This is a genomic window from Acidimicrobiia bacterium (genome assembly GCA_009694375.1).
GTDB lineage: Bacteria > Actinomycetota > Acidimicrobiia > Acidimicrobiales > VFJN01 > VFJN01.
The window spans coordinates 39,438-62,540 of sequence record SHVB01000017.1 but is presented as its reverse complement, the minus strand read 5'-3'; the positions used below and the strand labels follow the sequence as shown (position 1 = coordinate 62,540).

General features: G+C 64.6%; 19 protein-coding genes and 1 tRNA gene. 5 read left to right on the top strand and 15 right to left on the bottom strand.

The features are described 5' to 3' along the window. The 9 genes from EXQ71_10410 to EXQ71_10370 form a co-directional block, all read right to left on the bottom strand. Nucleotides 1-1,567, bottom strand: a 1,567-nt coding sequence (locus tag EXQ71_10410; protein ID MSO87914.1) for a hypothetical protein, incomplete at its 3' end; no start/stop codon positions are given. Then, nucleotides 1,542-1,880, bottom strand: coding sequence for a hypothetical protein (locus tag EXQ71_10405; GenBank protein MSO87913.1), 339 nt, complete (start codon nt 1,878-1,880; stop codon nt 1,542-1,544). The genes EXQ71_10410 and EXQ71_10405, both read right to left, overlap by 26 nt. A gap of 193 nt (nt 1,881-2,073) precedes the next feature. Beyond that, nucleotides 2,074-2,149: transfer RNA gene (locus EXQ71_10400), tRNA-Asn, on the bottom strand. 58 nt (nt 2,150-2,207) lie between these two features. Continuing rightward, the gene (rpoD, locus tag EXQ71_10395; GenBank protein ID MSO87912.1) at nt 2,208-3,542 is read right to left on the bottom strand and encodes an RNA polymerase sigma factor RpoD; all 1,335 of its coding nucleotides are present in this window, start codon (nt 3,540-3,542) and stop codon (nt 2,208-2,210) included. Next, nucleotides 3,517-5,370, bottom strand: a complete 1,854-nt coding sequence (locus tag EXQ71_10390; GenBank protein ID MSO87911.1) for a DNA primase — start codon at nt 5,368-5,370, stop codon at nt 3,517-3,519. The genes rpoD and EXQ71_10390 overlap by 26 nt, the downstream gene beginning before the upstream one ends. Then, entirely contained in the window at nt 5,357-6,271 is a 915-nt protein-coding gene (locus EXQ71_10385; protein MSO87910.1) for a tRNA glutamyl-Q(34) synthetase GluQRS, read from the bottom strand. Before EXQ71_10385 ends, EXQ71_10390 begins: the two co-directional genes overlap by 14 nt. Nucleotides 6,272-6,277: 6 nt before the next feature. Beyond that, the gene (locus tag EXQ71_10380; GenBank protein MSO87909.1) at nt 6,278-7,327 is read right to left on the bottom strand and encodes a TerC family protein; all 1,050 of its coding nucleotides are present in this window, start codon (nt 7,325-7,327) and stop codon (nt 6,278-6,280) included. Continuing rightward, complete coding sequence (locus EXQ71_10375; GenBank protein ID MSO87908.1) at nt 7,324-9,972, bottom strand: pyruvate, phosphate dikinase; 2,649 nt, start codon at nt 9,970-9,972, stop codon at nt 7,324-7,326. Before EXQ71_10375 ends, EXQ71_10380 begins: the two co-directional genes overlap by 4 nt. Before the next feature lie 186 nt (nt 9,973-10,158). Next, nucleotides 10,159-11,478 carry a glycine--tRNA ligase gene (locus EXQ71_10370; protein ID MSO87907.1) on the bottom strand — a complete coding sequence of 440 codons (1,320 nt, stop codon included), beginning with the start codon at nt 11,476-11,478 and terminating at the stop codon, nt 10,159-10,161. A gap of 76 nt (nt 11,479-11,554) precedes the next feature. On the opposite strand from EXQ71_10370, the gene EXQ71_10365 reads away from it, so the two are divergent. Continuing rightward, nucleotides 11,555-12,292, top strand: coding sequence for an RDD family protein (locus EXQ71_10365; protein MSO87906.1), 738 nt, complete (start codon nt 11,555-11,557; stop codon nt 12,290-12,292). Here EXQ71_10365 and recO read toward each other — a convergent pair. From recO to EXQ71_10335, 6 genes are all read right to left on the bottom strand, one after another. Then, a complete protein-coding gene (gene recO, locus EXQ71_10360; GenBank protein ID MSO87905.1) occupies nt 12,289-13,008 on the bottom strand; it encodes a DNA repair protein RecO in 720 nt (239 codons plus the stop codon). The two genes, EXQ71_10365 and recO, sit on opposite strands and share 4 nt — an antisense overlap. A gap of 27 nt (nt 13,009-13,035) precedes the next feature. After that, nucleotides 13,036-13,701 (bottom strand): di-trans,poly-cis-decaprenylcistransferase, encoded by a 666-nt coding sequence (uppS, locus tag EXQ71_10355; GenBank protein MSO87904.1) that lies wholly within the window; start codon nt 13,699-13,701, stop codon nt 13,036-13,038. A 149-nt stretch (nt 13,702-13,850) separates the two neighbouring features. Continuing rightward, the gene (locus EXQ71_10350; protein MSO87903.1) at nt 13,851-15,038 is read right to left on the bottom strand and encodes an ABC transporter permease; all 1,188 of its coding nucleotides are present in this window, start codon (nt 15,036-15,038) and stop codon (nt 13,851-13,853) included. Continuing rightward, nucleotides 15,035-15,715 (bottom strand): ABC transporter ATP-binding protein, encoded by a 681-nt coding sequence (locus EXQ71_10345; GenBank protein ID MSO87902.1) that lies wholly within the window; start codon nt 15,713-15,715, stop codon nt 15,035-15,037. Before EXQ71_10345 ends, EXQ71_10350 begins: the two co-directional genes overlap by 4 nt. Before the next feature lie 20 nt (nt 15,716-15,735). Further along, nucleotides 15,736-18,000: an HlyD family efflux transporter periplasmic adaptor subunit gene (locus EXQ71_10340; GenBank protein ID MSO87901.1), complete on the bottom strand. Its 2,265-nt coding sequence runs from the start codon at nt 17,998-18,000 to the stop codon at nt 15,736-15,738. Next, entirely contained in the window at nt 17,993-18,631 is a 639-nt protein-coding gene (locus EXQ71_10335; GenBank protein ID MSO87900.1) for a hypothetical protein, read from the bottom strand. The genes EXQ71_10340 and EXQ71_10335 overlap by 8 nt, the downstream gene beginning before the upstream one ends. Before the next feature lie 86 nt (nt 18,632-18,717). Between EXQ71_10335 and EXQ71_10330 the strand changes: the two genes are divergently transcribed. The 4 genes from EXQ71_10330 to EXQ71_10315 all read left to right on the top strand — a co-directional run bounded on the left by EXQ71_10330 (nt 18,718) and on the right by EXQ71_10315 (nt 23,078). After that, nucleotides 18,718-19,584: a hypothetical protein gene (locus EXQ71_10330; GenBank protein ID MSO87899.1), complete on the top strand. Its 867-nt coding sequence runs from the start codon at nt 18,718-18,720 to the stop codon at nt 19,582-19,584. A 598-nt stretch (nt 19,585-20,182) separates the two neighbouring features. After that, entirely contained in the window at nt 20,183-20,725 is a 543-nt protein-coding gene (locus tag EXQ71_10325; protein ID MSO87898.1) for a hypothetical protein, read from the top strand. Between the two features lie 23 nt (nt 20,726-20,748). Beyond that, complete coding sequence (locus tag EXQ71_10320; GenBank protein MSO87897.1) at nt 20,749-22,137, top strand: hypothetical protein; 1,389 nt, start codon at nt 20,749-20,751, stop codon at nt 22,135-22,137. Beyond that, nucleotides 22,134-23,078 (top strand): DUF1996 domain-containing protein, encoded by a 945-nt coding sequence (locus tag EXQ71_10315; protein MSO87896.1) that lies wholly within the window; start codon nt 22,134-22,136, stop codon nt 23,076-23,078. Before EXQ71_10320 ends, EXQ71_10315 begins: the two co-directional genes overlap by 4 nt. Nucleotides 23,079-23,103: the final 25 nt, after the last annotated feature.

Below are 23,103 nucleotides of genomic sequence, written 5' to 3'. Positions count from 1 at the left end.
ATGCCCCCGCTCTTTCCAGGTTCACCACGAGACGACGATCTCGATCATCTTGGGCCTGGAGCAGGACGAAGCGCACCCGATAGCGATCCTGAAGCTCGCCTCGCCGTTCCCGGGAGGTAGCCGGATCAAGGAATTCGCGCTGAGCCCGCAGCCGCTCATCCGCATCGGCCACGAAGGGACGGGCCACGCTGAGGGCGAGCGTACGACCCGCCAGCGCCGGAATGACCCGGGTGTCGGCGAGTCGAGAGCCCACCACCACCTCGTTCGGTCCGACCCGACCCACCAGGAAGTCGTAGCGTTCATCAGGTCGGACCAACTCCTCGGACCCGCTGATCGAACCCGGCAGCAGCGGCCCTGGAACCATTCGGATGATCCCGCCGCGAGAGGTAGCCAGCCCCGCCACGAGCAGGCCCACCAGCACCACCACCCCGATTCTTTCCCCCCTACTGGCGGAGCGCTCCGACCAGCTCGCCTCGACCCTTCCCACCCCATCGGCTAGGGCCATCACCAAAACCACCACGACGAACGCCAGCGCGCGTCCATAGGTGGACTTGTCCAGTACCGCTCCGACGGCGTAGAGCCCCAGCGCGCCCCCCAGCCACAGCCCTAGTAGGTCCCGCCGATCCTCTCGGGTCCGGCGCAACACCACCACCAACCCGAGCAACATGGGGAAAACACGCAGCAGCACATCGGTGTACATGGCCTGGTTCAGCGACTCCAACCCGGAGGACTCCGTCAGCAACTGAGCTAGCGAGTAATACGGCCACAGCAGACATAGCCCTAGCGCCAGCGCCAATGCGGCGCCGAAGGAGGCCAAAGAACGCACACCGGCGCGCCAACTGATCGCCACACCGACCAGGGCCGGAACTAGCCAGGAGGCCGACAGCGGATGCACGAGCACCACCGTGGCCGCACCGATAGTTACCGCCAACAGGAGTGCGCGCCGTCCGCCCCGCGAGTAGCGCACCGCTGCCACCAGCGTCGCAAAACCCACTGCGGTGGCGAACGTCGACGGGTAGGGGGCGACGAAGCCGATTGAGTTGAGCCCGAAGAACCCGCTGTACCGATAGGGAGCCATGCCCCAGAGCGCCAACAAGAACACCAGCGCCCAAAACGGCGCCCGGACATTGTCGGTTACCTCCAGCACGAGCCGCTGCAGTGCTCCCAGCAGGAAGGCCACGTTCAGAATTGCCGCTACCGACAAGACCGCCACAGCCCCCCCGCCAGATGCTTGGCCCACCAGAGCCAGGGCAACGGTGTACGGAGAGAAGCCCGGATGAGTAGCCGGCGACAGCAGTTGTGGATGGGTTGGATCGAACGGGTGCGCCATGAGTTCACGCACCACCGCCACGTGCTCCCACATGTCCGTGGACCATTGCCCGTTCAGGGTCTGTGAGCCGACGAGCACGAGAACCACCGCCGCCAACAGGCCGTAGCGGTGACGCCCCAGCCAGGTCTTCGGGGTCGTTCCGACTGGACCCAGAACACCAACCGGGGCGTGGCTCTCCACCTCCGTTGGCGTCACCACCACGCGTGCATCATCAGTGCCCGTGAGTAGCGCAGGCATGGCCGTCGGCCTCTAAACCAGCGAACGGACCGCAAAGACGTGGAATCAGCCACCCCTGCAACATGGATGGAGCGACCATCGGAGTGGCGGCCATCGCCCGGCCCGGGTTCAGGAAGTACAGGGACGACGCCACCTGCTTGGACCCCGTGCCGTTCTTCTTGACCACGATCGACTCAATACAGGATGGATCCCGCTTGATGCCGTGGTTCAGGTACGACGAGTTGCTACAACACTCGAAGCCAAAATCGTGGCCATCACCGATGGACCGGCAGCCCGAAGATTCCGCGGCCTCCCCCGTTGGGAAGGCAACCATGGCCGCAGTCACTCGCGAATCATCCAGAGAGACGACGGGTCCAGTGGGCAGCACCGTTCCCAAATTGCTGGAGATCGTGGCGGGGATGGGGGTGGGGACACGGTGTTCATTGACGCCCTTTGTTCCAGTCGTCGAACCCTACCGCGGCCCCCGGCGACCGGAGATCAGGCCCGGGGTGCCGCAATCTGTGGCCTAGCTCCGGGGGGGAGGCTCGAACTCCCGACAAATTGATTAACAGTCAATCGCTCTACCAGCTGAGCTACCCCGGAAGGAATTGTGAACAGTAGCGGGCGGGTCTCGCCGAGAGCCACCTTTCCCCCGACGGCACTACTCGCCGTCGAGATAGTCCCTGAGTTTCTGGCTGCGCTGGGGGTGCCGGAGCTTGGCCAGCGTCTTCGATTCGATCTGACGGATGCGCTCTCTCGTGACGCCAAATTCCTTGCCCACTTCCTCCAGCGTGCGGGCTTGTCCGTCATCGAGGCCAAAGCGCAGTCGCATGACCGCCCGCTCTCGGTCGTTGAGGCCATCGAGGGCCGCGATCACGGCTCGATTGAGCATGCCCCGAGTCGCGGCATCACCCGGGGTCTCGGTGCCGTGATCCTCGATGAAGTCCGAAAAAGTGGAATCCTCCTCGCTGCCCACTGGCGTATCCAGCGAAAGGGGATCGAGGTTGATGCGCTGAATCTCCCGAATACGGTCCTCGCTGAGGTCCACGGCGGCGGCGAGTTCTTCCACAGTGGGCTCGCGCGTCAACTCCTGAGCCATCTCCCGTTGTACTCGGAGCACCCGATTGATCAACTCCACCATGTGTACCGGTATGCGGATCGTGCGAGCCTGATCCGCAATGGAGCGGGTGATGGCCTGACGAATCCACCAGGTGGCGTAGGTGGAGAACTTGAACCCCTTCGTGTAGTCGAATCGCTCGACGGCCCGCATCAAGCCAAGGTTTCCCTCTTGGATGAGGTCGAGGAAGGCCATGTTCCGACCGACGTAGTGCTTGGCGATCGACACCACCAGGCGCAGGTTCGCCTCAATCATTACCTCGCGAGCATCCTCCCCCCGGCGCACGGCTCGTTGGGCCAACCGGCGCTCGTCGAAGGAAAGGCTGGCGAGGTCACCCCCCGCCGCCAGATCAGCCAGTCGAGTCGCCGCCAGACCACCCACCTCGATGCGGCGGGCGTATTCCACCTCTTCGGGCCCGCTCAACAGCGGAACCCGGCCGATCTCCTTGAGGTACATGCGCACGGGATCAGCACTACCCTCGCCGAGGACGGACCCCGCCGCCTTCAGGGTGCGACGCCGGACCGCCGCAGAGCGCGCCGGTCGCACACCGCCGAGTTCCGGACCGTCCTGCTCGAAATCGCTCAGGGCATGCTGGGCATCGCTGGCCGGTTGGGCGACCCCATGGTCCTCAGGACCCGAGCGTGCCGGAAGCGGAGCGGGGTCCGGTGGCCCGTCATAGTGATCACGCACCGACTCATCGATGATGACACCCGCTTGGGCTAGCCCAGCGCGCACCTCTTCGATCAACTCGGGTGTGAGGTCTACCGTCCGCAACACGAACAGCACGTCGTCCATGGTGAGCGTGCCCGCTATCCGCCCTTTGTCTAACAAGACCTGCAGATAGACCGCCGGGTCAGTCCATCGGCTCGCTGCCGGCATCGAGTTGGTCACTTCGCTCTTCTCCCCCCGGCAGGCCGATGTCGCTTTGCCCCCCCACGAAGGTTACCAACGCTTCCGCCGCAGTCCTAGCGGCAATTGGGTCACGGAGCTGGTCGATGATCCGAGTGAGCCATAACTGCTCAGCCAATAGGCTGGCGTCCTCCGGCGCTGCCGCCACGCGCACGGCGAGTTGGGCCACGTCCCGGCGAGCCCGTTCGGTGAGAAATCGCACCACCGCATCAAACGGCTCCGCCTGGAGTTCCTCGGTGGCCAGTCGACCGAGGAGGTCCGCTACGCCCGGGTCGGCGGCGCTGAGGGCATCGGACACCGTGGAGTGAGCCATGAGCACGCGGAAAGTGGCGGCGTGAAGTTCGCTCGTGAACAACTCCTCGTACCGCACCCATGGCTCCACGGCCTCCCACTGGTGGATCACGTGGCGGAGTATCTCCAACTCGGGGCCATCGCGCTCATCGCGAGCCCGCGCTGGCGCGGCCCGCGATTCCAGCGCCGGGATGGGGCCGCGTCGATCCCCCGGCCGCCCCCGAGGAGCGGGAGCAGGTTGGCGGAGCATGTCGCGAAGCTGATCGTGCGACACCCGAGTGCGACCGGCCACCTCCATCAGGTATTGATCTCGCACGAGGTCGCTCGGATGTTCTCGAATCACCTCAATCGCCGCTTCGGCCGCTCGGGCCCGCCCCTCCACCGTGGCGAGGTCGGCGGCGGTAAGCACCCGTTCAACCCGAAACTTGAGGAAGGGCACGGCCTCCTGCACGGCGCGGGCCAAACGATCTGGATCGCTGGAGGCCAGATCGGCCGGATCGACCCCGGGAGGTAGATCGGCCACCGTCACTTCGATCTCGTGATCTTTTTCCCACTGGTAGAACCGATCGGCGGCCGCCTGACCGGCCGAGTCGGCGTCGAAGGACAACACCAACTTGCGGGCGTAGCGCCGCAGCAGTTTCACGTGGTCCTCGGTAAGAGCGGTGCCGCAAGTGGCTACGGCGGCGGGGAATCCAGCCCGAGCGAAGCCGATCACGTCGGTGTACCCCTCGCACACGATGGCACGGTCGTCGGTCACGATACGCGCTTTGGACCAGTTCAAGGCATAGAGCAACTTCGATTTTTGGTACAGCGCCGTTTCGGGAGTGTTCTTGTACTTCGGTCCCTCGCCCCCTGGCATCACCCGTCCGCCGAAGCCCACCGCGTCGCCATTGGCGTCAAAGATTGGAAAGAGGATCCGGGCCCGGAAGGCGTCGGTTTGCCGATCATGCCGATTGAGGTAGCCCAACCCTGAATCCCGAACGATGTCATCGGGAAGTTTGAGGGCCTTCACCAATTCGCTCCATCCCTCCGGGGCCCACCCCACTCGAAAGGCCCGCACTTCCTCGCCGCTCAAGCCCCGTTCCCGAAGGTACTTACGGGCCACGGCGGCATCGGGGGCGGAGAGCAAACGCTGGTGGTACCACTCGACTGCTTGTTCCACGGCCGCCACGAGTTGATGGCGGCGTTGGCGCGACTCTCCTTCACTCTGGTCGGAATAGCGCAGGGTGATGCCGGCCCAACCGGCCAGAAGCTCCACCGCCCCCACGAAGTCCAGGTGCTCTACCTCTCGCACAAAAGTGATCACATCGCCTCGCACCTGACAGCCCCAGCAGCGGTAGAGGCCGAGTTCCTGATTTACATTGAACGATGGCGTCTTCTCGCCGTGGAAGGGACAGAGGCCAACCCATCGCTGACCGGAGCGCCGCAACTGGGTGTACTTGGTGATGACCGCCACGATGTCAGTGGCCGCCCGGAGTGCTTGGATGTCGTCATCAACGATGCCCATTGAGCCCGAACGGTAGCGGGGTCGCGTCCGGCGGCATTTGCTCCGGGTCGAATCGCCCCAGGATTTGGGCCATCGTCACGATTTCATCGGGGCCCGCCAAGCCGAGGCTGGCCGCCAAGCGCGACCGGACACGGCCGACACCGATGCCCTCCGCGTCCAGATCGGCCAGCGTGACGGCTCCGTGGCGCTTGGCCAGGCGCTCGCCGTCGGGTCCGCGCACCAGGGGCACATGGGCCCACTGGGGCCGGGGTCGGGCCAGAAGATCGAGGAGCAACGCCTGGCTCGAGGTGGCCGCTAGGAGATCATCGCCGCGCACCACCTCGGCCACCTGCTGATCATCGTCATCCACCACCACGGCGAGGTGATAGGCCGCCACCCCGTCGTTGCGCCGCAGCACGATGTCATCGGCACGTTGAGTCACCACGCCACGCCAACGATCAACGATGGTTATCACCTCTCCTTCGGACCGCAGACGCCAGGCCGCGGGGGTGCCCGCGTGCACCCGGTGGGCCGCTTCGTCGGCGCTGAGGGTGCGGCAGGTGCCGGGGTAGGTGCCCGGCATTCCGTGCGGCGCCACCGTGGCTTCCCTCACCTCGCGGCGACTGCAGAAGCAGGGGTAGGTGAGATCGCGCCGGGCTAGGTCCTGAAGCACCGCCTGGTGCTCACCGGCGCGCTGCGATTGCCGCACCACCGGTCCATCCCAGTCCAGGCCGAGGGCAGCGAGGTCGGCGAGTTGGGTCACCTCATGCTCTCGCCGACTGGTGATCGGGTCGAGATCCTCGATGCGCAGGATGAACTGACTCTGGTCGCTGCGGGCGCACAGCCAAGCCAGCATGGCCGTGCGAAGGTTCCCGAGGTGCAGTGGTCCCGACGGACTCGGGGCAAAGCGACCGGTAGGCACCGAGGGCTAGACCTCAGGGGTGGGTTCGCCACCGACGAGGCCTTGCCCTTCGCCTAGTTGGTCGTCGAGCGCATCGCCGGGCCCGTCCCCGTCGGGGCGGTCGAACGTTATCGACGCAATCATGGACACTGTCAGCACCAACACGATCGCCCCCAACGACACCCCTATGGGCACGTGATACCACGGTGACACCAGCATCTTCATGCCCACCAGAGCCAGGATGACGGCCAAACCGGGCTGGAGGTAGCGGAACTTCTCCCGGGCCCCGGCGAGAACGAAGTACAGCGCCCGCAACCCAAGGATGGCAAAGGCGTTGGAAGAAAAGATGATGAAGGCGCTTTCGCTTACGCCCAACACGGCGGGAATCGAGTCGAGGGCAAAGATCAAATCGGTCGTCTCAATCACGACGAGCACGGAGAAAAGTGGCGTGGCCAACCTCTTCCCGTTGACCACGGTGAACAACGACTGACCGTGATATTCGGTGGTGGAGGGCACTCGGCGCTGAATGAACTTCAACATCGGATTGTTCTCGGGATGTGCCTCTTCCTCGCTGTGTTGCATAAGGCGAACGGCCGTGAAAATAAGGAATCCTCCGAAAAGCAAGAGGACCCACTCGAAGCGCTCTACTAACTCCACGCCCACCAAAATGAAGAAGAAGCGCATCACCAAGGCCCCGAAGACGCCCCAGAACAGCACCCGAAACTGATAAGCGGCCGGCACCGCGAAGTACTGCAGAATCACTGCCCAAACGAACACGTTGTCTACCGAGAGGCTCTTCTCGATGAGGTAGGCCGAGATGTACTCCCCCGCCGCCTCCCCGCCCCAGGCCCCCCACACCACGAACGTGAAAGACACCCCGATGGAGATCCACACGGCCGATTCGATCGCGGCCTCCTTCACGCTGATCACGTGCTCTTCGCGGTGCAGTAGGAGCAGGTCGGCGAGGAGCAACACTGAGATCGTGGCCAGAAAGGCAACCCAGGCCCAGAGCGGCACCGAGAAACTGCTGAAGTCGCTGGTACTGGTCTCGGCGACGAAACGTACGGCGGCGATCATGGGAGGGCTGCGGAATCCTGGCGGCTAGTGGAGTGGGACTGGGCCATAATCGCCTGCGCCACCACCAAACGCACAATTGGCAACCGGAACGGCGAGCACGACACGTAGTCCACCCCTGTCGCTACGAAAAAGTCGATCGATTCCGGATCGCCACCGTGCTCGCCGCACACCCCCACCTGCAGGGCCGGATGGGCCGCTCGCCCCCGTTCGGTGGCCATCGCCACCAACTCGCCCACCCCGTCGACATCGATTGTCTTGAAGGGGTTACCCGGGAGCAGGCCCTGGGCCAGATAGGCCGGCATCAGGCGAGCCTCCACGTCGTCACGACTGAAGCCGAAGGTCATCTGGGTCAAGTCATTGGTGCCGAGTGAGAAGAAATCGCATTGCTCGGCCAGGTCACCAGCGCGCAGCGCGGCTCGGGGCGTTTCGATCATCGTGCCCACGCTGATCTCGGGGGCTGCCCCCTGGGGGCCAACCGACGCCGCGATGGCTTCCCGCACCCAACCCCGGGCCAGGAGCAACTCTTCTACCGTGGCGGTCAGTGGAATCATGATCTCCACCACCGGGGAGAACCCACCGGCCTGTCGCTCCAGGGCCGCCTCCACCAGAGCCCGCACCTGCATGGCATAGAGCCCGGGGTGGAGTACCCCGAGGCGCACCCCCCGGGTGCCCAGCATGGGGTTCTGCTCGTGCCATTCCTCCACCGCCTCGAGCAGATCCGCCTCCTTAGGGGTGAGTCCTTCGGCGGCTTGCTTTACGAGCAGATCAGTCCTCGGGGGGAGGAACTCGTGCAGTGGCGGGTCCAGGAGTCGTACCGTGATCGGGAGCCCATCCATGGCAGTGAGGATCTCCAGAAAGTCGGCCTTCTGGGCCAATCGCAGGCGTTCGAGAGCCTCGAACTCCCCTTCGGGGGACGCCGCCAAAATGATCGCTCTCAGGATCGGCAGACGATCCTCGGCCAGGAACATGTGTTCCGTCCGGCAGAGCCCGATGCCCTCGGCACCAAAGGATCGGGCCAGCGCCGCATCGGTCGCCGTATCAGCATTGGCACGTACGCTCAGCCGACCCCGGCGCAGATCATCGGCCCACCCCAACAGCGTGGCGAAGGCTTCGGGGGGCTCGGTGATCTCGACGGTCATCTCCCCGAGCACAATCTCGCCGCTGGCCCCATCGAGCGAGATGACATCGCCCTCTCCCACAGTGATCGCTCCGACGGTAAAACCGTTCTCCGTGATGGTGAGGGAACTCGCCCCTACCACCGCCGGGATGCCCCACCCCCGCGCCACGACCGCCGCATGGCTCACCATCCCACCACGCGCAGTGAGTACCCCCTCAGCCACCTGCATCCCGTGAACGTCCTCCGGTGAGGTCTCTTTGCGCACCAGAATCACCGGCTCACCCCGATCGGCGGCGTCAACCGCGGCATCAGCACTGAAGTAGGCACGCCCCACCGCGGCGCCCGGCGAGGCCCCGAGACCGGTGGCGATCACCGGCTGATCACACACGGCGAAGTGCGCGTGCAACACCCCATCGAGGTGGTCAGGGGTGATGCGCTTGACCGCCTCGGCCCGCGTGATTGTCCATCCCTTCCCCGCTTGGGTAGTCATCTCCACGGCCATGCGGAGTGCCGCCGCTCCCGTGCGTTTCCCCACCCGAGTTTGGAGGATCCAAAGTTTCCCCTGCTCGATGGTGAACTCCACATCACACATGTCGCGGTAGTGCCCTTCGAGGCGGGCAAACACCTGGCGCAGTTCGGCATAGGCATCGGGAAAGGCGCGCGCCAGCGCCTCGAGATCATCGGTGGTGCGAACCCCGGCCACCACGTCTTCTCCCTGCGCGTTTAGAAGAAAGTCGCCGTAGGGTTCATCGGCTCCCGTAGCGGCGTTGCGGGTGAAACCCACCCCGGTACCGGACCGGTCGCTTCTATTGCCAAACACCATCGCCTGCACGTTTACCGCCGTACCGAGATCATGGGGAATGTGCTCGCGATCGCGGTAGGTCACTGCGCGCGCGCCACCCCAGGAACGAAACACCGCTTCGATCGATTCCCGCAGTTGTCGCTCCGGCTCTTGGGGGAAGGGCCGACCCGTTTTCTCCTCTATCCACCCATGATAACGGGCACACTGGCCCTTTAGCGCCTCCACCCCCGCGCCGGGGGCGTCATCAGCCAAGAGCCCTACCTCGCTCTCTTTCTCCTCAAGATTGAGCACGATGCGCGCGTAGATGGAGAGGAACCGGCGATAGGTGTCATAGGCAAAAACGGCATCGCCGGTGCGGGCCGCGAGACCCTCAACGGCGGCATCGTTGAGACCAAGATTCAGGACCGTGTCCATCATCCCGGGCATGGAAAACTTTCCGCCTGATCGAACACTGACGAGTAGCGGATCGTACGGGTCGCCCAGGCGCTGACCCACCCGCTCCTCGATCTGCGCCACCGCCGCGGTTACCTCGGCGTCAAGGCCGTCGGGCCATCCGTTCTCGAGGTAGTCGGCGCAGGTAGTAGTGGTGATCGTGAACCCCGGTGGCACGGGAAGTTCCAGGACTGATGTCATTTCCGCCAGGTTGGCGCCCTTGCCGCCGAGCAGCTCCTGCATGTGCATCGGTGCCGCAGAATGTGGATGGGCAAACGGGAAGAGAAGCGGCATTTCCTCAGTGTATTTGGCTACGACAAGCCGCCTCAGAACCGGATCGCCTTGTCAATACGCGCAACGATCGCCTCACCCACGGGAGGGCTTCCGGCGATCGCTGCTGGCGAGGGCTGGGCGGGCGGGAACAGCCCTCGTTGACCCAACACTACGAAGGAGAACGGGGCCCCGCAAGGATACTCTGGCTCAGGTCAGCAACCCATGAATCCGTGCCACGAGATCTGCGATCGGCACCCGTGTCTGCAACATCGTGTCACGGTCACGCACAGTAACGGAACGGTCATCGAGGCTTTCGAAATCCACGGTGATGCAGAAGGGGGTGCCCACCTCGTCCTGGCGGCGATAGCGGCGGCCGATGGCCTGGGTCTCGTCGTAGTCACACATGAAATGAGGGGCGAGCAACTGGAACACCTCTCTGGCTACCGGGGTGAGGGTGTCTTTCTTCGATAGCGGGAGCACCGCCACCTGGTACGGGGCGATGCGGTGATGGAGGCGCAACACCGTGCGAGCCTCACCGTTGACCTCCTCCTCGGCGTAGGCGGCCATGAGAAAAGCCATCATGGTGCGGGTGGCCCCCGCCGCCGGCTCGATGACGTGCGGCACGTAATGCTCGTTGGTGGTCTGATCGAAAAACTCCAGCCGCGCCCCGGAGGCCTCGGCATGGGCTTTGAGGTCGAAGTCGCCTCGATGGGCGATGCCCTCGAGTTCGTCGAAACCCCATGGGAAAAGGAACTCCACGTCGGAGGTGGCGGAGCTGTAATGGGAGAGCTCAGTGGCGTCATGGGGACGCAGACGCAACTGCTCGGCGGGGATGCCGTGCTCGAGGTACCAGTCGTAGCGCTGCTGGCACCAATACTCGTACCACTGCTGGCTCTCCGCGGGCGGTACGAAGAACTCCATTTCCATCTGCTCGAACTCCCGCGTGCGGAATACGAAGTTTCCTGGGGTGATCTCGTTTCGGAACGATTTACCCACCTGGGCAATGCCAAAGGGCGGCTTCTTGCGTGATGTTTCGAGCACGTTCTTGAAATTGAGGAACATCCCCTGCGCCGTCTCCGGTCGCAGGAATACCTCATGACCCGCACCCTCCACCGGGCCGGCGTGGGTCTTGAACATCAGGTTGAACTGCCGGGCTTCGGTGAAGGAGTCCTTCGTGCCGCAACTGGGGCAGTTGGAGGGGTCGTCGAGTTTGTCGAGCCGAAACCGTTCCTGGCAGTTCTTACAATCCACCAGGGGATCGGTAAAGTTGGCCAGATGGCCCGACGCTTCCCAAACCGCGGGGGGACTGAGGATGGCAGCATCGAGTCCCACAATGTCGTCGCGCAGTTGTACCATCGACCGCCACCAGGCGTTTTTTACGTTGCGTAACATCAGCACCCCGAGGGGGCCGTAGTCGTAGGTGCTGCGAAACCCGCCGTAGATCTCGGCGCTGGGGAACACGAACCCGCGCCGCTTGCACAGGTTCACAATCTTGTCGAAGAGTTCAGGATCAGGCGCCAAGGACATGAGTGACGACACTACCGGCCCGGCCCGCCGGGTCGTTGAACAGCACCCCATAGCCGCCCAGTGTTAGAACCAACCGGTGACCTTCCCGACCGACGCCCCTGACCCCACCGCTGTGATGGGCCGGCGAGTAGTGGCGGCCCTCATCGACGTAACCCTCGTGGTAGGACTGCTGCTCGTGGTGTGGTTCGGCCAGGCTGTGAACGAACCCCTGCCCGCCGGGGCTGCCTACGGCGCCACCTGCACGGACCTCACGGAAGACCTCCGCGCCAACACCCAATGCGTCGAACTCGGCTCCCGGGTGTATTACGTCAGCGACCCCGACCGCGCCGCCACCATCTCATTGGGGTTTCTCGTCACCACTTTTCTGATCTTTGGGGTGATCCAGGGCCTCACGGGCCGCACCGTGGGCAAAGTCATCATGGGCCTGCGCACAGTGGGCGAGGACGGCCACGTGCCCGGTATCGGTCGGGGAATCCTCCGGGGGCTGTTCTGGCTGGTGGACGGACCCTTTGTCCTCTTCTTGCCGATTGGCATCGTGGGCTTCATCTGCGCTCTCACCACCCCGGGTCACCGTCGAGTGGGCGACATGGCCAGCCACACCTTCGTGATCACCAAGGCGGCCGCCGGAGTCCCGGTTGTGGTGCCTGGTCTGACGGTCCCCTCGCCGGTGGGTGCCTTCGTGCACCAACCGGGGCCGCAGTGGGACGAGGCCCGGGGGGCATACATCCAGTGGGACCCAGACCAACAGGCATGGTTGGTGTGGGAGGAACCGACCCGTCGCTGGGTCGTCATTCCCGAGAGGAAGCAGCCCTAGCCGCGGTCCAAGATAGCCACGGACCGCAATCGACGCTCTAGGTGATGCTCCATCGAACGGGTGGCGAGGTGTTCTACCTCAATGGTGGCGGGCGATGCAGGGGTGTTGAGGGCCTGGCCCAGTCGTCCTCCGAGGATGTCGACGAGTAGTTCGCGCGCCTCGGGCGACACGGCTATGCCGCTGCGGTGCGCTTCGCACCTGGTCCCACCGCTGTCGAGGTCGAAGGCCACGAGGGTTTCGGTCTGCCCGCACTCCACACACTGATCAACGACGGCCCGAAATCCTTCCAGGGCCAGCACCTTCAAGAAGAACGACGGCAGGACCAACGGGCCGCAATGGTCCGCCAGCGCCCGCAGGGCCCCCAGCAGCATCGAATACAGGTTGGGATTGGGTTCGCCCTCCAAGCCGAGTTGATCCGCCGCTTCGAGCATCGAGACCGCCCGAGTCAGGCGATCAAGGTCTTCACGAATCGCCCGAAAGTGATCGATCGTCTCAGCCTGATCCACGATCTGGAGATCGCCGCGTCCCTCGTAAAACTGCAACTGCAGATGGGTAGGCGGCTCGAGACGGGCTCCGAAGCGACTCTTGGTCTTGCGTACCCCTTTGGCCACCGCCCGCACCTTGCCGTGCCGCCGGGTGAGGATGCTTACGATGCGGTCAGCCTCGCCGAGTTTATGGGTACGCAGCACGATGCCTTCGTCCCGGTATAAGCCCACCTGTCCACCGTACCGACTGGAGCGCCTCTACTGGTCGACTCCCCCATAGCGTCGGTCGCGGCGCTGGAACTCTCGTACCGCCTCGAAGAGGTGCTCCCGACGGAAGTCGGGCCAGAGCGTCTCGGTGAAGATCAGTTCGCTGTAGGCCATTTCCCAAAGCAGAAAGTTGGAGATGCGGTGCTCACCGGAGGTGCGCACGACGAGGTCAGGATCAGGCATGTCGGGCGCGTAAAGGCGCCGACGAATGGCCTTCTCCGTGATCTTGTCGGCCGGGGTACCCTCGGCCACCAGTGCCCGCACGGCGTCAACGATCTCGGCCCGGCCGCCGTAGTTGAAGGCGAAGGTGAGGGTCATGCGTCGGTTATGGGCCGTCATGGCTTCGGTGTCATCGATGTGGCCTTGCACCCGTTTAGGCACTCGCCACCCTTTGCGTCCGATGAAGCGCACTCGCACGCCGGCTTCGTTCAACTCGTCTCGCCGGTCGAGCAGTAGCCGCTCGTTGAACTGCATGAGGTAGCGCACCTCGTCGGCTGGTCGGCGCCAGTTTTCCGTGGAGAAGGCGTAGACGGTGAGCCAACCGATACCGAGATCAAGGGCTCCCTCGACCGTGTCGAACAGCGCTTCCTCTCCCGCCGCGTGGCCGTCGGTGCGCTTCAGGCCCTGCCGGGTAGCCCAGCGGCCGTTACCGTCCATCACGCAGGCCACATGAGTCGGGATACGGGTGAGATCGAGATCGGGGGGCGGCACCCCGCTGAATCTAGTGGCGCGTCCCGCGGTTCTCCGGGTTCACACTCGCCCCATCGGCTCGATCATCTCTCCATCGCCCCCACCCCCGGAAAGGGTCAGCCGAGGCGCAGCGTCTCCAGCGGTTCCAGCCGGGCCGCTTTCAGCGCCGGAACGATCCCGGCCAGCATCGACACGATGATGGCCCCCAGCAGTCCGGCCCAGGGCAGCCACGGTTGGAGGACAAACACCCAGTCGGCGAGATTTGTCCCCACCCACATCGCCGCCAACCCGACCACCACGCCGAGCAGTCCGCCGAGAATTCCCACGCCGAGAGCCTCGAGGAGAAATTGCAGTCCCACCGTTGATCGACTGTGACCAAGAGCTCGGCGAATGCCGATCTCCGAGGATCGCTGGATCACCGAGATCGACATGACGTTGGCGATCCCCACGGCTCCGACCACCAGTGCCAGCAACCCCATGCCCGCCACGATGAACTGCAAGGTGGTGTCGGTCTCCGACTGCGCCTCGAGGAGATCGGTGGGAATCTTGGCTGCCACTTCGGTGGATCCACCCAGGGTGATGGCAATGGGCAGGATCGAGGAAGTGTCCCGCTCCGTGCCCGGATCCGCTCGCACATAGAGTTTGTTGGGCTCTTGGTCCTCGTCGTTGAAGTCTTCCTCGGCGGAGCCAAACGTGATGAACACGGCATTGTTCAGGGCCGGGTCGAGCTCTACCCGCTCGAGGATGCCCACCACGGCGTAGGCCTTGCCGCCCACATCGATCGAGCGCGATTCCCCCGCCAGCACATCGATCTCGTCGGCTAGGCCCTCGCCGATGACCGCGCTCCGAACGAGTTCCTGCTGATCGAAGTCATTGAGCCAGCGACCGGTCACCATCGTCACATCGAGTACCGAGGGCAGTTGGGAATCGGCCGCCAGTACCGGGATCGGGACCGTCTCGTACACGCTGGCGGCCTCGGCGTAGGGGGTAACCACCACCCCACTGAGTTCCGACACCGCCGCCACGCGATCCACCGTGGGCACGCTCAACGCCCGGGGCACGGCATCGGCGGGCATCTTGGGGGTATCGGTGCCAAACGATGAGGAGGCCTCCGCCACGATGAGATCCGTGCCGAGTTCGCGCAGTTTCAACTTCAGGTCGCCCTTGGCGGAGTCGGTCAACCCCACCGCTGCGATGATCGCCGCCACCCCCAGGGTGGGACCGAGCATGATCAGCAACGTTCGCGACTTCCGGGCGGCGAGGCCGGCAAAGGCCACGCCGAGCAACTCGCGGTAACGACTCACGCCGGCAGCCTGAGCTCGTCGGCCACGATCTGGCCATCGAGCATCGACACCCGGCGCTCTGCGTGATCCGCCACCGCGAGGTCGTGGGTAACCATCACAATCGCTCGCTCGGTCGACCGCAGCGACTCAAAGATCTCCATCACATTGGCGGCGTTGGTGGTATCGAGGGCGCCGGTGGGTTCATCGGCCAGGATAAGCAACGGGTCGGTGACGATGGCCCGTGCGATGGCCACCCGTTGCTGTTCACCACCCGACATCTGCACCGGCCGGTGATCAGTGCGGGCCCCGAGGCCCACCCGGTCCAGCGCTGATCGAGCCCGATCGGTCCGCTCCTTGCGGGACAGGTTGCGGTAGAGCAACGCCGTCTCGACGTTGCCTTGCGCACTCAGGTGCGGGATGAGGTGAAACTGTTGAAATACAAACCCGATGCTTTCGCCCCGCATTTTGGAGCGTCCGGCATCGTCGAGCTTCCCCACATCCACCCCATCGATGCGGATCACGCCGTCCGAAGGGAGGTCGAGCACCCCGAGCAGCCCGAGCATGGTGGATTTGCCCGAGCCCGATGGTCCGATGATGGCCATAAAGTCCCCGGCCCGAATGGTGAGGGATACCTCGCGCAGGGCGTAGACCACCACCTCTTCCCCGTAGGCCCGTGACACCCGGTCCAGTTCCAACAGCGGCTGACCCTGAACCGGACTCACTCTGGATTGGGTCCCTCGTCGATGCTCACCACAACGATTTCGTCGCCCTTGAGACCGGAGGTGATCTCGATGTACTCGTCGTCAACGAGACCGACCTCGACGGTGACACGGTCGATCTTGCCGGCGTCGTTGATGACCCGCACCTCCCGCTTACCACCTTTTTGGAGTACCGCCGCCACTGGTACCGCTAGCGCGTCCACCCTCTCGGCCAGGATCACATCGATGGTCACACTGGCTCCGTCCACACCCTCGAGGGGGGCGGCAATCTCCACCACCCCGCCGTAAGTTTCCTTACCGGCCTCGTCGGTCGTGGCGGAGGCGTCGAGTTCACTGATTATCCCCTCGGAGGTCTGCCCGCCCGCCGCGATATCTACGGTGACGGCCTGCCCCACCTTGAGTTCGGCACGATCCGCCGCGCTCACCGAGAGATTCACGGTGAACACGGGCTCGGTGAGGGTAAGCACCGGGCTCCCCTGCAAGACGAACTCGCCGTCGTCCACCGCCACCGTGCCCACCTGGGCGGGCCAGTCGGCCACCAGCATGTCACTAGGCAGGAAAATGACGTCGTCATCGATGGTGCGGATCGGCACCAAAACTTCGGTGGATCCCGCCGGCATCACCACCGTTCCGCTCAAGGTCTGGAAGTCGTCGCCCGAGTTGGCGCCTCCGCTAATCTGATAATTCACCGACGTAGCCTGCACGAACGGCTGGTCGGCCACGATTCTAAACGTCGCTTCCCCTCCCTCGGGCACGGTCCCACCGCCCACCAACTGGAGCTCGGGCAGGTCCTCGCTCTCGATCACAAAGGCCCCTGTCGATGGCGATGACCGCACAAAATCTTGACCAGTTCCGATCGTCACGGCGACCCACTCATCACTCTCGACGCGATCGTCTTGGCGCGTGGAGACGGTGACATTGACGGTGGTGGACCCTGCGGTCATCGTCACTGTGTCGTCGACATCGACGTAGTCCGCACCGACTGTGGCCGAGCCAATCACAGCCAGGGGAATTTCGTAGTCCTCGTTGCTCTCTACATCGGCTTCAATGGTGAGGCTGGCCTGATCACCTTCAGCCAGGAGGTCGCTCCCGCTGGTGATGGTGAGCGTAGGGAGCGCTTCGGATCCATTGGCCAGAATGAAGCCCGTGGCTTCGTTGATGGGCCCTCGGGTGTAAAACCCGCTGTCGTTGAACTGCTGCGTAAGGGAAATACCGATGTCTTCATTCGATTCCACCACGTCGTCGCGAAATGTCTGGACCACGATCTGGTGGGTGGTTGTGCCGGCAGCGAATACGAAGGTGGCAGGCGCCTCGGCGTAGTCGGCGTCGTCGCGCTCGAAGCCTCCGGTGGCGTCTCCGGCGATCGTCAAGTCGATCGTGAGATCAGTGGTGGGGGCAGGGTTGGCGGTGAAGGTGAAGGTCATCCTCCCGCCCTCGGTGACATCCTTGGGCGTTACGGCCACGGTGATAACCGGCTTCTGTTCCAGCGTCGCCAGCGACGCCATCCGGGCCGAACCGGCTGATTGGCTTGTGACCGAAGAGGATCCGTTGGGCACGTTGGGGCCGATGATAACGGCGATCGTGTTCTCTGGACCCACCTTGTAGCCGGCGCTGTTGGCGCTCAAAGAGATACCCACCGCCTCGTCCGGCTCGGGCGTAAACCCGCCGTACCCCTCGTCGAATTGGTATTGGGCCAAGCCACGGCGAGTGGCCTCGGTGAAGAGGCGGTCGATAGGGCCCACGGAATAACCCTGGTTGGAGAGAATGCGCTCGAGTTGCTCCACATCGGGCCCATCGCTGCCGGGGCCGAGTTGCCGAAAGAAGGCAAACTCGCCGTCCACTGCCACCGACGAGCGCCCGTCGAGATCAAACAGCGTGTCCCCTACGTCCACTGTGTCGCCGTCGGCCACGAGAATCGAACTGACCTTGCCGTCCACCGCTGAGTTGATCGTCTGAAGTTCGTCGCGCCGCAACTCACCCGAGATGGTGAGAAGGTCCTGGAGTGTGAGGCGTTCCACGGGACGGGGAACGACGACCTGGCCGGCGGCCTGGCCATCGCCACTGGAGTCGGAGTTGCCGAGCATGAACGCGGCCACGAGGGCCACCACGATCACCGCTCCGATCCCCGCCTTCTGGAGCTTCTTCCGGCGCGCCGCTTCCTCAACCGTCGGTTCTGATCCCTCTTCATTCATCGGTTCTGAGCTCACTTCACTCATCGGTTCAGATCCCTCTTCATTCATCGGTTCTGATCTCACTTCACTCATCGGTTCTGATCTCACTTCCACATTGGCGAAGGTCCCGTTCGTTCAGGCTGCCTTCGGAACTCTCGAATACCGATGGAGTAAGCAGCCCTTTCGGATTCGGGGCGGCCTCGACGGTCCATCCCCGTTCCTCCAGACATTTCTGAAACGCCAAGAACTGCTTATTGCGATCCTTTACTTCCTCGGGGGTGAGGCCATCGTTGAACTCTTGGAACGCGGTGAGCGCGCCGATGATGTCGCTGCGCGCCGCGCAACGTTGAATGACCTCCATATAGGCGGTGTCGGCTAGGAGGTCGGGGTTCGAACGCGGGTCGCCTCGAAACGGCTGGCCACCGTCTTTCATACAGCCGCTGAACTCGCTGAAGGCCGAGAACAGGCGCTCGGTCGGGTCCACGTCCTCGAGGGGGATGGTGTCGCCGGTGGCCCCGCCGGCGGCAGTGGCGCGGTCGTTACCGCTCTTCGTGTCGCTGCGAAGATCTTTGATCTCGGCCGGAGTGAGCACCTGGAGATCATCGGGGTCGCGGATCACTACCGCCGCCGCCTTGTCGTTGGCACCGGAACACCCGCTGGCCGCCAGCCCGGCGGTTACGGCCAGGGCCACGATCAGTAGAGGAAACTGCTTGGGTAAGCGCACGTGGATGTCTCAGCCTTCGGGAAAGACCACGGGGGGCCCTGGCGAGAGATGAGTCCAGCAGCCTCAATGGGACTAAGCAAGTCACCATGACCGAACCGGATTGGACTGCGATCACCAGCCGCAACGCCCGATCGGTGCAAACCACCATCGGGTGGATCTTTTGGGATCCAGGCGCACTGGCACGATTTGAAGCCTTGGGGCTTCCCGGACCGTTGGGCTACATCGCCGCTCGCTCCGCTCCCCTCGCCCCCGCCGGACCCGATGCGGTCATCGCTTCCTTCGGTTCCATCTCCCCGACGGGTATCCGGTGGGCCCTGGAGGCGGTAGCGACCTCCACCACTTTGGATGCCGTCTGGCGGGCTCGCGACGATGCTGTCCTCGAGGGTCTTGGGGCGTATGCCCCCGACCTGCGGGCGCCCCTCACCCGCCTCGGTCCGCTCCTGTGGCCGGTGGTGGACGAACTGCCCACCGCCGGGCGTGTTCTGGCCGCGTCCCACCTCCGAATGCCCCGGCCCACCGATCCAGTGCTGTCGGGATGGCACGCCCTGAACTGCCTGCGAGAGTGGCGCGGCGATACCCATTGGGCGCTCGTGGTGGCGGCCGGGCTTACCGGGGTCGAGGTATCGGTGCTCCATAACGCCTGGCTTGGCTACGAGCTCGACTGGCTACCCATCAGTCGAGGCACCACGGGGGCCGACCTGGCGTCGGCATGGGCCACCCTGGAGACCAAAGGACTCGCCGTCGATGGTGCCGTCGCCCCGGCCGGCCTTGCCCTGCGGCAACAACTCGAGGACGACACCGACCACCTCACCACACTGCCGTGGCAGCTGCTCGGGGAGGAGGAATCTGAGCGCTTCGCGAGCGACTTCGAAGGCCCCTGCACGCGGCTGCTGGCGAGGGTTGATCTCACGGCCGGTCCGAACTACCAACCCGCTTCCCGGCTCCGCCCCTAGTCAGACCAGAGGCCTGATGTGATGCGGATGAAGGCGGCGAGGGCCACCATGGCCACCAGCGTTTCACTGCGGGCCCCTCGTGGGACGCCCACCGGCTTGTAGCCTTAGCCATCATGCCTATCGCCGTGTCACCCGCCGACGGAAACGTCCGCCGGCTGGCCACGCTGGCCGCCGGCCTACCGTTGATTTCGGTGGGGGTGGCCTGCACCATCCGGGCCGACATTGGCGTAGCCCCCTACGACGTGCTCCTCACCGGCACGGTGGCCTTCACCGGCATCGGCATCGGGCTAGCCGCCATGCTTCTTCCCCTGCTGTTCATCCTCACCGGGGTAGCCCTCGGTGCCAGCACCCGCCCGGGCACCTACATCAGCGCGTTGACCATCGGCCCGGTGCTGGGTCTTGTGCTCCCCGCGCTGCCCTTCCCCCCGTCAATCTCGGCCCAACTGGCCTACTTCATGGCCGGCTTTTTCAGCGTGGTCGCTGGGATCACCTTGGTGGTGGCGGCCGATATCGGGCCGGGGCCGCTCGAAATCGTCATGCTGGCCCTTGATGCCAAGGGCTACCCGTTGGCCCGCTCCCGTACCGGGATCGAAGTGGTCTGCGTGGTGCTCGGCTGGGCGATGGGCGGCCAGGTGGGGGCGGGCACCATTGTCTTCGCCCTCCTCACGGGAGTGACCCTGCGTCACACCCTGACCCTGGTGGGCTTCCGTGCCGCAGTCGCCGAGAAGGCCAGCAACTTGGCCAGCACTGGCGCGTGAGTGGCACAGACACACCCCGTCAAGGGCGCGTTGTCGGCCCAGGCCTGCTTGTCGCCGTCCTGTTCGCTCTCGGCGCTTGCGGCAGCGATGATGCCCCGCTGGTGCAGGGAGTAGTTGTCAGCGTCACCGCAGTGGACAACACGTTTCGCCCGGCCGACGAGGAGGTAGCCAACGGAACGGTCATCGAATGGAAAAACAGGGGCCGTACCACGCACAACATCCGGCCCGTGGACGGCGGAGGTTGGGGTGTTGAGGAGAGCCAGTTCGGTCCTGGCGCCACCTACCAACACCGTTTCATCACGCCCGGCACGTATGGCTACTACTGCTCGTTGCACGGCACACCCACCAACGGCATGGTAGGCACCATTGTGGTAAATCGCTGAACGCGTCTATTGAGGAGCATCCCATGCACCACGCCACCCGCCTCGCCACCGTGTCATTCACGGCTCTGGCTCTGTTCGGTACGGCCTGCGGTGGTGGCGACACGAGCCCTTCCAACGAGGCCGCCGGCGGCAGCGGCGCAACGATTCAGGTGCCCGAGGATCAGCCCACCATCCAGGCGGCGGTGGATGCCGCCGAGTCGGGAGACCTCATCCTGATCGAGCCCGGCACGTACGCCGAATCGGTGGATGTGGAAACCGAGAACCTCACCATCCGTGGCCGCGACCGCAACGAGGTCATCCTCGACGGCGGATTCACACTGGAGAATGGCATTCGCGTGTTTGCCGATGGCGTCGCCATCGAGAACATGACCGTCCAGAACTACACCACCAACGGGTTCTTCTGGACCGGCGTGAATGGCTACCGGGGCTCGTACCTCACGTCCTACCGCAACGGCGACTACGGCGTGTACGGATTCGATTCCACCAAGGGCCAACTTGAACACATCTGGACTTCCGGCAGCGCCGATGCGGGGGTCTACATCGGCCAGTGCTACCCGTGCGACACCGTCCTCGACGACATCGTCTCGGAGTACAACGGCTTGGGCTACTCGGGCACCAACTCGGGCGGCGACCTCCTCATCGTGAACTCCACGTTCCGTCACAACCGAGCCGGCATCGTTCCCAACAGCGGTTCGTACGAACTCTGCTACCCCGGTCGGGACAACACCATCGTGGGCAACACCGTCTACTCGAACCAGCAGGCCGACACCCCGGCCATCGACGTCGCCCTCTTGGCTATGGGGAACGGAATTCTGGTGGCCGGGAGCAACCGAAACCTGGTGGCCCGCAACCTCGTCTACGACCACGACCGGGCGGGAATCGCCCTCGTTCCCTTCCCCGAGGAAGGGGCCAACGACGTGGCCCCGGCCGAATCCACCTGGGACACCCCCTGTGCCGAGGTGCGGGACCGGCCCCCTACCGTGACCGACCCGGCCCTCCTCGCCGCCGTGCTCTGGGACCCCCAGCAGAACCGAATCGTGGACAACGTCGTGAGCGATTCGCGCATCGCTGATATCGGCTTGGGCAGCCTGCAACCGGACTTGGCGGCCTTGGGCAACTGTTTCTCCGGTAACACCGTCACGTCGACCGCACCGCTCGATCTGCAGAAACTGGCACCCTGCCAAGGCGAACCCAGCGCCACTGATTGGTCGGCCGGAGGCCTGGACCTCATCGCCCTCATCGCCGCCGTGCACCCACCGTCGGTCGACTACGAGACCGCGCCCACCCCGAAACCGCCCCCCCAGCCGACTATGCCCAAGGCCGGCACCGCGGCCGCCCAACCCGCCACCAACGTGCCCTTTGCGGTGGACCTCGATGCCATCGAGTTGCCGGAGCGACCGAGCCCCGAGTGAGTCGCTCGTCTGTTCGACGTGCCCTTCCCGCGTTAGGGATTCTCGGCATCACCGTCGCGCTGGCGGGAGCGCTCACCGGGGGAATGCTCCTGCTCATCCAGAATTCCCCCGCCGTGCCCGAATCCGCGCCCCGTGCCCCCGCCACCAGCGGAGCCACCACGGGCCGAATCGCCGGTGCTGGATCGCAAGGGCGGGAACCGCAGTTCAAGGTGGAGTGCGGGTGGAGCCACGCCGCCGCCAACGACCCGATCGTGTACCCGGGCGACCCTGGTGCCTCTCACCAACACGACTTCTTTGGCAACGTTGCCACCGATGCCCACTCCACTGCCGAGAGCCTGCGCGGCGGTGACACCACCTGTGCGAACAAACTGGACACGGCGGCCTACTGGGCACCGAGGCTCCGCCGGGGTGACACCGCGATCCAACCCATCGGCAGCGTGGCCTACTACCGGCCTGGCCAGAAGGCGCGCCTTGGTTCACTGGTGGCTTACCCCCCGGGGCTGATGATGGTGGCTGGAAATCCGAACGCCACCTCCCCCCAGGCCCTGGAAGTGGCGGCGTGGCATTGCGGGGCATCGCCGTTATTCCATGCCGCACCCCCGACCTGTCCTGAGGCGGCGCCCCTCGCCGCCCGCATCGCCTTCCCCGATTGTTGGGACGGCGAGCACACCGATAGCGACGACCACCGTTCCCATGTGGCCTACAGCACCCAGGGCCGCTGCCCGCCGGGCCGGTGGGTGCCCACACCACAACTGATTTTTGAGGTGCAGTACCCGGTGACGGGCGATCCGTCTGGGCTCAGCCTCACCTCGGGCGATGTAATGGCGATCCACGCCGATTTCCTCAATGCCTGGGACCAGAAGGCACTGGAGCGTGAGGTGCGGGCGTGTCTCAACCGCAACCACATCTGCGGCGTCATCTCCAACCGCGCCACCGGGTGAGGCGAGCGGGTGGCGGCCGGTAACG

Coding starts and splice junctions, on each gene's coding strand:
- EXQ71_10380 (MSO87909.1), bottom strand. CDS start 7,327: ATGATCGCCGCCGTACGTTTCGTCGCCGAGACCAGTACCAGCGACTTC.
- EXQ71_10330 (MSO87899.1), top strand. CDS start 18,718: ATGACCGAACCGGATTGGACTGCGATCACCAGCCGCAACGCCCGATCG.
- EXQ71_10405 (MSO87913.1), bottom strand. CDS start 1,880: ATGGTTGCCTTCCCAACGGGGGAGGCCGCGGAATCTTCGGGCTGCCGG.
- EXQ71_10390 (MSO87911.1), bottom strand. CDS start 5,370: ATGGGCATCGTTGATGACGACATCCAAGCACTCCGGGCGGCCACTGAC.
- rpoD (MSO87912.1), bottom strand. CDS start 3,542: ATGCCGGCAGCGAGCCGATGGACTGACCCGGCGGTCTATCTGCAGGTC.
- EXQ71_10370 (MSO87907.1), bottom strand. CDS start 11,478: ATGTCCTTGGCGCCTGATCCTGAACTCTTCGACAAGATTGTGAACCTG.
- uppS (MSO87904.1), bottom strand. CDS start 13,701: ATGGACGGTAACGGCCGCTGGGCTACCCGGCAGGGCCTGAAGCGCACC.
- EXQ71_10375 (MSO87908.1), bottom strand. CDS start 9,972: ATGCCGCTTCTCTTCCCGTTTGCCCATCCACATTCTGCGGCACCGATG.
- EXQ71_10340 (MSO87901.1), bottom strand. CDS start 18,000: ATGAGTGAAGTGAGATCAGAACCGATGAATGAAGAGGGATCTGAACCG.
- EXQ71_10320 (MSO87897.1), top strand. CDS start 20,749: ATGCACCACGCCACCCGCCTCGCCACCGTGTCATTCACGGCTCTGGCT.